We start from the raw sequence: 10654 nt of genomic DNA, 5'->3' as shown, positions 1-10654 counted from the left end.
ATTATCGACCAATACAAATTTATCACCATCGATAATCTTAGGGTACCCTATTGCGGATAATGGTACGGTATTTGGGATGCATTTCTTATCGGTAGTACCAATAACGAGTGTTTTTTTCTTTACTGCTATTATGGCCACTTTCTTCACATCTTCCGGGATTTCAACCATTTGTATCAAGACATTTTTTTGTTTGTGGCTTTTAAATGTTATAACAAATATTTTTATGCATATTTAAAAAATAATAATCAAAGATTTTTAGTTAAGTGAAAGCTCAAGATGAGCAAAAAAATAAAAAAGAAAAAAGCCTTGAAGGTATTCATAAGCCCCACGAATAGTTTAATTCTTTATGATTTAGTAAAAAAATTTGGTCATGAGCCTTTGGCAATCATGAAGGCAATAGGAAATAAAGTGAGAAATCCAGAGATAGATTCTCCTCCAAAAAACATTACTCCTGCTGATGTTAGAGAAGGCTTGGGATATTGTGCAGTTGAGGTGCCATCTGGTATCAGAGGCCGTTTAAGTATGTTGGGTAAATTAATACAAGAAGCAGATGCTGCCATAATAGTAGATGATCCAGATTTTGATTTTGGATGTCAAGGTTGTGCGAGAACGAATGAATTTGTAAAGTATTTAGTTTATGATAGAGAAATACCTTATATATCTTTGAAGTATCCTCAAAGCAAGGATGAAGCAGAAGATTTTGTCAACACCATAATGGGTTTTCTTAAAAAATTAAAGGGATAAAAATGGTTGTAAAAATCGCTCAAATATCTTGTGGGACAGAATACAGCGGATTTCAAGCAGAGATAGAAAAAGCAGCTGATATCGTAGAAGCGAAAATTTTTATCCCTGAAATTGAGTTAGATGATATCAGACGTGTAGAGGAAGAAATCCCATTCATTCCAAAAAGTAGTGGACTAAAGACGATGCTAGCTAGGTCGTTCGCTATAATTGAAGGCAAGAGTAAAGCCGATGGAGTTCTCATCCTTACATGCTTTCGATGTGCTGAAGGAGCCCTAACAAGAACTATAACTCGAAAAATACTGCAAAAGAAAACGAGTTTACCAATAATTTCTCACTCTTTTACTGAGAAAACAAAAGCAGGAAATCTTCTCTTAAAAATGGAGGCATTAGTAGATATGATTGAGAAAGGAGCACTGTTTGGAAGGAAAAAACAAGAAGGCATTACGATGGGAATAGATTCAGGTTCTACGATGACAAAAGGGGCGATTATGAGAGATAATGAAATCATAGCACAAGATTGGATTCCAACCACAGATTTTGAAACCCTAGCTAAAAAAGTTATAAACAATCTTTTATCTCAAGTAAATATTTCATATGATAAAATAGATGCAATAGGAATTACAGGTTATGGGAGATTCCCTTTAAAAAAGGTTTTTTCAGAGAAAGCGAAGTTAGCCATGGAAGAAGTTACAGTGTGTGCTAAAGGAGCAGCATATTTGGCTGATAGGCTTGAAGGTGATGCAACTATCATAGACATAGGAGGTGCAGACAACAAAGCAGTAACTTTGCATAATGGGTTGCCTGATAGTTTTACTGTTGGGGGAATATGTGCCGGAGCTTCTGGTAGATTTTTAGAAATAGTATCTGCTAGATTAGGCGTTAAATTAGATGAATTTGGAGAACTTGCACTTAAAGGAGATCCATCAAAAATTAAGATGAACTCATACTGTATAGTTTTTGGATTACATGATCTCGTTTCTTCACTCGCATTTGGAGCCACTAAGGAAGACGCGGCTGCAGCCTCATGTTATAGCGTAGCTGAACAGTTCTATGAACAACAGATGCAAGAAATCGAAGTTAGAGAACCGGTATTACAGATTGGCGGTACATCTCTAATAAAGGGGTTGAACAAGGCATTAAGGGATATGCTAAGAGTGGAGGTTATAGTTCCACCTTTATCACAATATTCTGGTGCGGTTGGTGCAGCACTACTTGTTTCAGGTTTAATCAAATGATCCTACAGGTTTTATTGGTATAATATGAACTGATTTTTCGCTTTTTATTGCCCTTACTTCAACGCCATAAACTTCCTTTATATTTTCAGAAGTCAAGATATCCATTGGACTACCTGAAGCGAAAATGCTTCCTTTCTTTATCATATAAATTCTATCTGAAAATCTGGCTGCAAGATTAAGATCATGAATAGCCATAAGAACTGCAATATTTTTATTCATAGCAAGATTTCTAATCAAGTCTAATATCTCAAGTTGATTTTTAATATCCAAATGGGCTGTTGGCTCGTCTAGGAGAAGAACTTTAGGTTCCTGAGTTATTGCTTTCGAGATTAGAACCCTCTGCATCTCTCCTCCACTTAATTCATCGAAATATTTTGATGTTAAATTTTCAATTCCTACTAATTTAATTGACTCTTCTGCAATCTCTAAATCATCCTTAGTAAGTTGCCATTTTATATATGGTGTTCTGCCCATTAAGATGACATCCAAAACTGTAAGTAAAAATGATCTGAGGGGAATTTGAGGTACACAACTAATTTCCTTAGCCAGCTCTTTTACATTCATTTTAGCAATAGCTTTACCATCTATGAAAACATTTCCAATTTGAGGTTCCAGCACTTTGTTGATACATCTTAAAAGAGTGGTCTTCCCTGAAGCGTTTGGACCAACTATACTTACAACTTCGTTTTCATATACTTCTAAATTTACCCTATTTAAAACATTAGTAGTACTATATTTGAAGTATAGATTTTGAATACTTAACTTCATCTCCACCAACTTTTCCTTCTTTTCATAAGTAAGTATACGAAAAATGGGACGCCTATTATTGATGTAATTATACCTACGGGAATTTCTGAAGGGTTGATTATCATTCTAGAAAGAGTGTCTGAGAAAAGTAATAGGATTGCTCCAACCAAGCTTGATGCTGGAAGTAAAAACCTATGATCGGATCCAATCATCATTCTAACAATATGAGGCGCAACAAGACCTATGAAACCTATCGTTCCAGTTAAAGAGATCGTGACAGCTGTAAGCAAAGTAGCCAAAGTAAGGAGAAATATTTTTGAAGATTTGACGTTTATACCTAAATTTATTGCTACTTCATCGCCCATACTTAGTGCATTTAGATCCCAACTACGGTTGAAAGTGATTACAATCCCACCCAAAAAAACTGGGAAAATTATAAACAGTTGCTCCCAATCCGCACCCCATAACCCTCCCATCAGCCAAAAGACTATTCCATAGATTTTTTCTCCGGATATATATATTAAAAAAGAAACTAAAGCATTAAACAAGGAGCCTATTGCTATCCCAGCTAAAATCAAGGTTTCAGTCTCAACTCCACGTGTACTTGCCAACCCATAAACCATGAACATCGTAACTAGAGCAAAAATCAATGCAAGTATGAATAACGCATATTCACCAATAATGAAATGTAAACCCAAAGTAACTGCCAAAGCAGCTCCAAAAGCAGCTCCAGATGCAACCCCTAAAACATAAGGGCTAGCAAGCGGGTTTCTCAATAATCCTTGCATTACCGCTCCAGCCAAAGAGAGGCAAGTTCCAGCCATAAAAGCCATTAGAACTCTTGGTATCCTTACATCAAGAATTATCGCTCTAACAGTCTCATCTGAATTCTCTCCAAAAATTATCCTTATTATATCCTGAATAGAGATTGAAACTGGACCAAGACAGATCGAAAAAATTATTACTATTACAAGTGCCAAAGTCAAAATTAATAAAAAGAGAATCTTCGTGCTTCTAATCTTTCGGTAAAGATTCTTTACATCAATTTCTGATGTCATTTAAGTTTTCAATCCATAAATATTTGTATAAACATATTCTGCTACTACATCTGCATCTATATCTGTAAATAGTTCATTATGTATCCATTTAGCATACCGAACCAATCCTATAACGAGCCTTGGACTTGTTGAACACTCAGCGTAATTTATAATGAAAACTTTATCATTTTTAACTGCATTTATAACACTCCATCCTGGTCTATTCATAATATCTTCTTTCAACTGGTTCATCTCTTCTTCATTAGTTTCGATACCATAATAGAATTTTATGATAATATCTGGGTTTGTAGAAATTATGTATTCATTGTTCATTTTTAGATACTTTAATGTACTGTTCTCAGCGATGTTCACGCCTCCTGAAAATTTTATTAAAGAACCACCAATAGTTGATCCGTTACCAGTATTACCAGGTTCGTTTAGTTCAAAATAAACCAATGGCTTTTGCTCTGTTTCTTTAGTTCTGTTTTCAACCATTTTCACATATCCCATCATAACATTCGAGATTTCATCTGCTCGATCTTCTTTTCCAGTAATATATCCAACCGTTTTTATAAGATCAATTATATCAAACACATCATCAGGATATTTTACAATGTAAACAGGAATACCTCGATCTTCAATCTCATCTATAACTGTGCAGTATGGCCATGCAAAAACTATATCCGGGTCACAATATACTATCGTTTCTATACTTGGCGTTGCTCCAGAGCCAACATTAAAATTATCCACATTATCCATTTTCTCCTTCAAGTAAGGTGGGAAAGTGCTATATTGATCTACAGCATAAAGCATGTCACTAGCATTAAGTGTACAAAATATTTCTGATACTGAAGATGCCAAGGAAACAACTCGTTCAACAGGATGGTTGATTGTTATTTTTCGACCTTCACCATCAAGTATTGTTACTGTTGAATTTGACATATAACCTGATGAGAGTAAATGATATATCCCATATGAGGTTATTATCGTAAAAACGAAAATTGTAGTCAGGATTATAGTTGTTTTTTTTACAGGGAACTTCATTGTAATTCCTTATCCAATCCTAGAGGATTTTTAAAGTGAATTTTATATCCAAATTATTTCTTCTCTCAGGAGACTAATGATCATTTCTCTATACTTGATGAATTGTTCGCTAAGCTTATCCCTAGGCTCCGGAAGTTCAATCGGTAAGATCTTTCTCAATTTTATTGGACGCTTACTAAAGACAATTACCAGATCACCCAAATATACAGCTTCCTCAACATTGTGAGTGACAAATATTATGGTCTTCTTGAGTTTTTTATGAATTAATTTAAGCTCTTTATGCATAATCCATCTAGTCTGTGCATCTAAATCTCCAAATGGTTCATCCATCAGTAAAATCGAAGGGTCAACAGCTAAAGCTCTGGCAATGGCTACCCTTTTTTTCATGCCTCCTGAAATCTTATTTGGATAGTACTTTTCAAAACCATTTAGCCCAACAAGCTTTATCATTTCTTCAACAATGGAGTTAAAGAAATCATTATAATGATCACGTTTACTCATTTCTAATCCAAATCTTATGTTTTCATATACATTTCTCCAAGGTAAAAGTGATTCTTCTTGAAAGACAAAACCAATATTGCAAATTTTAGGATTACAAAGAAAACCATCAACGAGTATTGATCCGGAAGAAGGTTTTTCTATTCCAGCAACAATCTTTAGAAATGTGGTCTTCCCACATCCAGATGGACCTATTATACAAATAAACTGACCTTCAAATACATCAAATGATACTTCATCTATTACTTTTAAATTATCGAAGGATTTAGAGACATTCTTGATGCTTACTTTCACTTTATTATTTGCTTTCATACTCTGACCTCTCTACGCCATTTAAACGCTCTTCTTTCAAATATTAAGAACATTTCGTTCATAATGAGTCCTAGAATTCCTATAACAATCATACCAGCAATAACGACGTCTACATGAATTAAATGAGCACTTTTTAATATCAATCTACCTAAACCAGTTACCTCTGCTCCCACCATTTCAGCAGCAACGATACACATCCAACTAATTCCTAAGCCGATTCTCATACCAGCGACAACCTCTGGTAAAGATCCAGGTACTACGATTTTTGAGATGATCTGCTTTTTATTTCCCCCAAAGGCTGAGGCAACCTCGATCAAAGTGGGGTTTACTCTTTCTATTCCTGTTATAGTATTTACTAAAATGGGAAAGAAAGCACCGAGCCATATTAAAAATACATAACGGGAGAATCCATAAAGTAGAAGAAATGCTAAAGGTATCCAGGCTATTGGCGGTATAAAGCGAAGTGATTCAATAACTGGTTTAGAACTCTCATATATTTCGTGTCTTAAACCCATCAATATTCCAAGTGGAATAGCAGTCATACATGCAACTGAAAATCCTGCTAAAACTCGAACAACGCTCGCCAAAGTGTGATCAAAAAGACTTATTCCCTCTACATCTCCTTCTAAAGCGAGCTTTACCAAGGCTAGAATTGAGTCAATAGGACCTGCATCTTTAAGAAAAACTGTTGAAGAAAATACAATTACTAACTGCCAAATTAAGAGAAAAATCGAGAATGTAATAAGACCATACAGTAAAGTTCTGTATTTGGGAGCCATATTCGAAATATTCTGTAGCTCATGTTATTAAATACTGCCAGATTCGGCAAGGACCTCATTAAGGATAGTTTCATCGATAAGACCATCCACAAAAGTTTCGGCATCTGTAATATCCTCTGCTGAAATCATATCCCGATCTTTCATAGCATTAGTGAAGGTTATCATACTTTCGGTGTTTACAGAGTAGCCCCAAACCATCCTTGGCCAACTTTCTTGACAAACCTCTATATCTCGACCGGTTAGAGAGACGAACAATTGAATTGCTTCGGTAGAATTCTCCTGAATATAATTCAACCCTTTAACATGAACTTTAACTAACTTCTTTACTATATCTGGCCTTTCATCATAGAGTTTCTTCGAAACGTAAAATACACAGCATTGGTGATCATGATAAATATCGTTAGATGTGTATATCACGTTTCCGATATCTCTAACGACTACCTCCGCACAGAAAGGCTCCCAAGCTATGTAAGCATCAATATCTCCACTCTCGAGTGCGAGAGGAAGTTCAGTCACTGAAAAATGGATATAAGAGAGAGTAATATTATATTCTTCTGCGACCATCTCGATCATAACACTTTGAATCGAACCTAATCCAGGAGTTCCAACAATTTTCCCATCCAACTCTTCAACACTACTGATTCCAGGCTTGGCAACTATCGCAGACCCTTCTTTATTTGATGAAGATAAGATTACAATTTCAGCTCCTTTACTTGCCATTATTAATGCTGGAACACATCCTACGTAACCAGCATCCAACTCACCAGCAGCAAAATCCATCATTTCGGGCATACCAAATATGTATTCTTTCTTTATTGGAGCGATGCCCTCTTCTTCATACCATCCTTGAGCATAGGCTGTGTAAAATTCTATTTGGTGAATATCACCAACTAAATATCCAATACGTACTGGTTCTAATCCAGAAGAAGTGGAAGAAATACCTATGTAATATCCGACAATGGTCCCTCCGATTAGAACTCCTAGAACAATCAATGTTAATATCGGTTTACTTATTTTGTTCATTTTATCACTCTTATCATTAAAAAGAGATAAATATATACATTATTCTTATATGATAAATATTTGTATTTACAAATAAATACATTCATCTTTAATAACATTATTATTGGTATATAGTATACCAAGAAAGAATTAGAGGTGCCGAATATAAGAGTGATAATCCTAGGTCTTGAAATTTATAGGTTAGATAATAATAGAATAGAATAAAATGGTGTTAAGAGGAAATTAGTTAATAGAAAATAGGTAGGTAGTAAAAATGATTAAGCGTGGAAGTATTCGCTATTTTTATACTGTCTTTCCTGAAAGCCCACCTCCCTACCCGGAATTCCTACTGCATCAGCTCTACACATTTTACATAACCTGAACTCTTTAACGATCTTTTCACATTTCTCTCTTATGCTTTGAAGTTCATCGCATGTGGGAGGACGTCTTCCTTTAAATTTGCCGATTGGGATCAATGGAATGATGTTTTGGACATATGCTCCTAACTCTTTAATCTTCTTAGCAACATCTATAATATGGTGATCGTTGATTCCAGGTATTAGAACTGTATTTACTTTAATTTTCATTCCTCTTTTAACAGCTAATTCAACTCCTTTTATTTGATTAGAAATAAGAATTTCAGCTGCATTTAATCCTTTTATTATTTTATTTTTATAATAAATAAAGGAGTATATTTTAGAGCCTATCTCAGGATCAATTGCATTTATAGTTATAGTAAGAAATTCGACTCCAATACTTTCTAATTCTTCTATTTTATTAGGAAGTAAGAGACCATTTGAAGCTACACATAAATATAATATTGGATATTTTTCACGAACAAGTTTTAAAGTTTCAAAAGTTTCTTCATTGAATAAAGGTTCGCCTGGACCAGCTATCCCCACAACTTTAAGTTCTTTAAATTCTTCAATTACTATCCCCAGATAATCTAATGCCTCTTTAGGTTTAAGAATTTTTGAACTGACGCCAGGTCTAACTTCAAAAGGGTCGATATATCTGGAACAGTAGTTGCATTGAATATTACATTTTGGAGCAACTGGAAGATGGGCCCTCGCTACATTAATATGTGCCTTTTCATTAAAACAAGGATGTAATTTTACTTCTCTTGGTTCTATTGACATTTCTAAATAATATTATTAATTGTGTTCATATAAAGTATGTTATAGAAAAATAAAAATTTTGGAGAAAATATTATTTGAAATAAATTAAGAGAAATAAAAAAAATGTTGACTTTAGAATATATAAGAAAAATTGCCAAAGAGAGGTCTGCAAAGATAGCAATAGGAGTGAGCTCAGAGAGAGAGGACTATATTTCTAATACTATTTCATCTGCAATAAATGCACAGAAAAAAGGTTTTTGCAAAACAATCTTAGTAGGAGATAAATTAAAGATTAGCAGATATTTAACAGATGAGTTAGAATTCGTTCATAGTGATAAACCTTGGTTTGAAATTGTTAATTTAGTTAAGGAGAATTATGTAGATGCTGGAATTAGGGGTTCTTTATCTGCGAAAAAGGTTATAAAAGAGATAAAAACCTCTTTTAGTCTAACTCTTCCGCACAGAATAGCTCTTCTTTCAACCTTTAAGGGAGAATTATTCTTCTTTGCACCAGTAGGAATAGATGAAGGGAGTGATCTAATGGATAAACAGATTTTTCTAGAACAAGCCCTGAAAATACATAAAAAATTGGCAATCGAGCCTAAAATCGCTATTCTATCAGGTGGAAGAAAAGAGGATTTTGGAAGAATTTCTAAAGTAGATGGAACGCTTGAAGAAGGAGAGTTGTTATTAAAAATTACTAAAGAGAGATTAACTCCTAATGTAAAGCACTATGGAATACTAATTGAGGATGCAATAAATGAAAAGGCAACGTTTATTTTAGCCCCAGATGGTATAAGTGGGAACTTGATATTTAGAACATTGGAATTTTTAGGAGGTGGTAAAGGCATAGGTGCGATTTACGCAGATCTTATTCCAAAAAACATATTCATAGATATCTCTAGAGCGATGGAGGACTATGTTGATACCTTAGCGTTTGCTAGTTACATGTCACGTGTATTTAGAAATCAATAATTAATTGTGTATGTTTATGAACCTAAAAACATCATACCATATTGCTCACACACTCATACTATCTCTGTTGAGAACTTCTTCTAAGGAGACTGGAGTTCAAAAAACCTTCTGGAGAAGACCGATCATTATATCAATTGCTGATATTCTAGCATTCTCGATACCTGCGATCATAGTTCTTGCCCTATTATCATTAACAGATCTTGCCCAATTTATCGACCTATCTTCCATTACAACCCAAGCATTGATTGGTTTACCTTCGATCATCCTTATAATGATTGTTTTATATGGCATAATGTGGGAACTTGGCCAAGCTTCAGGATTATCTTCTAGCGATGTAGTGAATTGGTTGCCTATCAAACCATCCGAATATGTTCTTGGTTCAGCTATATCCACAATCTACTTTTTATCATGGGTCTTAGCTGCAGCTTTCGGTTTGACTCTTGCCTTAAGCCTCTGGGCAGACCTGATATGGACATGGGTTCTATTCGTCATGCTAAGCCTTGTGACAGCATTTATTGGAGCTTTTGTAGTCGAAGTTATACGCGCAATATTAAATAGAGTTTCATCGACCTTTTATAAACGCGGAGGAAGGTCTGCCATCTTCGGCCGTCTAATAATCACCATTCTATTTCTTGTGGTATTCATGACGATGTTCCAAGTGAATTATATGTACATAATATTAGAAGTCATCGTTTCAGGAGTTGTCCTTTTGTGGTTTTTTCCACCTGTTTGGCCATCTCTGGCTATTATCAATGCTTTGATAGCTAATATAATTGGATCTTCTTACTATTACACTTTAAGTATCGGCTATAGCGCTTTGAGTCTTGGATTTAGCCTAGCTTTGTTCTGGGTTAGTCAGAAGTTAAGAGCAAAGTACTGGTCACCTTCCGAAGTTTCTATCAGAGTGACAACATCCGTTTATGCTCCAACAACAAAAGGTTTCCTAGGTTACCTTGGCTTAACTTCAGCAGAAGTTGCCATGATCAGGAAGGATTTTAAGTCTTTAACACGTAGAAGAGAGATGTCGATATTCATCGCGTTACCCATATTTTTAACGATATTATATGCAGCGATTCTTCCTGTTGGGAGGATATTATATTCTTTTATGCTCTTGCTTGGCCCTATCGTTTTTGCTGGTTCTCTTTCGCTCGCCAGCTTTGGGT

At 34.9% G+C, this 10654-nt stretch carries 11 protein-coding genes; 4 read left to right on the top strand and 7 right to left on the bottom strand.

The window, feature by feature from the left end:
• The first annotated feature begins 276 nt into the window (after positions 1-276).
• Both L6N96_02660 and L6N96_02655 read left to right on the top strand, forming a co-directional pair.
• The gene (locus tag L6N96_02660) at positions 277-744 is read left to right on the top strand and encodes a methanogenesis marker 5 protein (protein ID MCP8323067.1); all 468 of its coding nucleotides are present in this window, start codon (positions 277-279) and stop codon (positions 742-744) included.
• A gap of 2 nt (positions 745-746) precedes the next feature.
• The gene (locus L6N96_02655) at positions 747-1979 is read left to right on the top strand and encodes a methanogenesis marker 15 protein (protein ID MCP8323066.1); all 1233 of its coding nucleotides are present in this window, start codon (positions 747-749) and stop codon (positions 1977-1979) included.
• On the opposite strand, the gene L6N96_02650 is transcribed toward L6N96_02655, so the two are convergent.
• From L6N96_02650 to L6N96_02620, 7 genes are all read right to left on the bottom strand, one after another.
• Positions 1968-2747, bottom strand: coding sequence for an ABC transporter ATP-binding protein (locus L6N96_02650; GenBank protein MCP8323065.1), 780 nt, complete (start codon positions 2745-2747; stop codon positions 1968-1970). The genes L6N96_02655 and L6N96_02650 overlap by 12 nt on opposite strands.
• On the bottom strand, positions 2744-3784 hold the full coding sequence (locus L6N96_02645; GenBank protein ID MCP8323064.1) for an iron ABC transporter permease: 1041 nt from the start codon (positions 3782-3784) through the stop codon (positions 2744-2746). The genes L6N96_02650 and L6N96_02645 overlap by 4 nt, the downstream gene beginning before the upstream one ends.
• The gene (locus L6N96_02640) at positions 3785-4807 is read right to left on the bottom strand and encodes an ABC transporter substrate-binding protein (protein ID MCP8323063.1); all 1023 of its coding nucleotides are present in this window, start codon (positions 4805-4807) and stop codon (positions 3785-3787) included. It lies immediately after the preceding gene.
• A gap of 42 nt (positions 4808-4849) precedes the next feature.
• Positions 4850-5617, bottom strand: a complete 768-nt coding sequence (locus L6N96_02635) for an ABC transporter ATP-binding protein (GenBank protein MCP8323062.1) — start codon at positions 5615-5617, stop codon at positions 4850-4852.
• Entirely contained in the window at positions 5614-6396 is a 783-nt protein-coding gene (locus L6N96_02630) for an ABC transporter permease (GenBank protein ID MCP8323061.1), read from the bottom strand. Before L6N96_02630 ends, L6N96_02635 begins: the two co-directional genes overlap by 4 nt.
• Before the next feature lie 27 nt (positions 6397-6423).
• A complete protein-coding gene (locus L6N96_02625) occupies positions 6424-7419 on the bottom strand; it encodes an ABC transporter substrate-binding protein (GenBank protein ID MCP8323060.1) in 996 nt (331 codons plus the stop codon).
• Between the two features lie 257 nt (positions 7420-7676).
• Positions 7677-8537 carry a radical SAM protein gene (locus tag L6N96_02620; protein MCP8323059.1) on the bottom strand — a complete coding sequence of 287 codons (861 nt, stop codon included), beginning with the start codon at positions 8535-8537 and terminating at the stop codon, positions 7677-7679.
• A 102-nt stretch (positions 8538-8639) separates the two neighbouring features.
• Here L6N96_02620 and mtxX point away from each other — a divergent pair, with 102 nt between their 5' ends.
• The gene (mtxX, locus tag L6N96_02615; protein MCP8323058.1) at positions 8640-9491 is read left to right on the top strand and encodes a methanogenesis marker protein Mmp4/MtxX; all 852 of its coding nucleotides are present in this window, start codon (positions 8640-8642) and stop codon (positions 9489-9491) included.
• A gap of 16 nt (positions 9492-9507) precedes the next feature.
• Positions 9508-10654 (top strand): hypothetical protein (locus tag L6N96_02610; GenBank protein ID MCP8323057.1); only part of this gene is annotated, 1147 nt, incomplete at its 3' end.

This window comes from Candidatus Methylarchaceae archaeon HK02M2, assembly GCA_024256165.1.
Classification (GTDB): domain Archaea; phylum Thermoproteota; class Nitrososphaeria; order Nitrososphaerales; family JACAEJ01; genus HK02M2.
Note: the sequence above shows the minus strand (reverse complement) of the source record. Positions and strands in the feature narration are given on the sequence as shown.

Coding starts and splice junctions, on each gene's coding strand:
- L6N96_02660 (MCP8323067.1), top strand. CDS start 277: ATGAGCAAAAAAATAAAAAAGAAAAAAGCCTTGAAGGTATTCATAAGC.
- L6N96_02655 (MCP8323066.1), top strand. CDS start 747: ATGGTTGTAAAAATCGCTCAAATATCTTGTGGGACAGAATACAGCGGA.
- L6N96_02650 (MCP8323065.1), bottom strand. CDS start 2,747: ATGAAGTTAAGTATTCAAAATCTATACTTCAAATATAGTACTACTAAT.
- L6N96_02645 (MCP8323064.1), bottom strand. CDS start 3,784: ATGACATCAGAAATTGATGTAAAGAATCTTTACCGAAAGATTAGAAGC.
- L6N96_02640 (MCP8323063.1), bottom strand. CDS start 4,807: ATGAAGTTCCCTGTAAAAAAAACAACTATAATCCTGACTACAATTTTC.
- L6N96_02635 (MCP8323062.1), bottom strand. CDS start 5,617: ATGAAAGCAAATAATAAAGTGAAAGTAAGCATCAAGAATGTCTCTAAA.
- L6N96_02630 (MCP8323061.1), bottom strand. CDS start 6,396: ATGGCTCCCAAATACAGAACTTTACTGTATGGTCTTATTACATTCTCG.
- L6N96_02625 (MCP8323060.1), bottom strand. CDS start 7,419: ATGAACAAAATAAGTAAACCGATATTAACATTGATTGTTCTAGGAGTT.
- L6N96_02620 (MCP8323059.1), bottom strand. CDS start 8,537: ATGTCAATAGAACCAAGAGAAGTAAAATTACATCCTTGTTTTAATGAA.
- mtxX (MCP8323058.1), top strand. CDS start 8,640: ATGTTGACTTTAGAATATATAAGAAAAATTGCCAAAGAGAGGTCTGCA.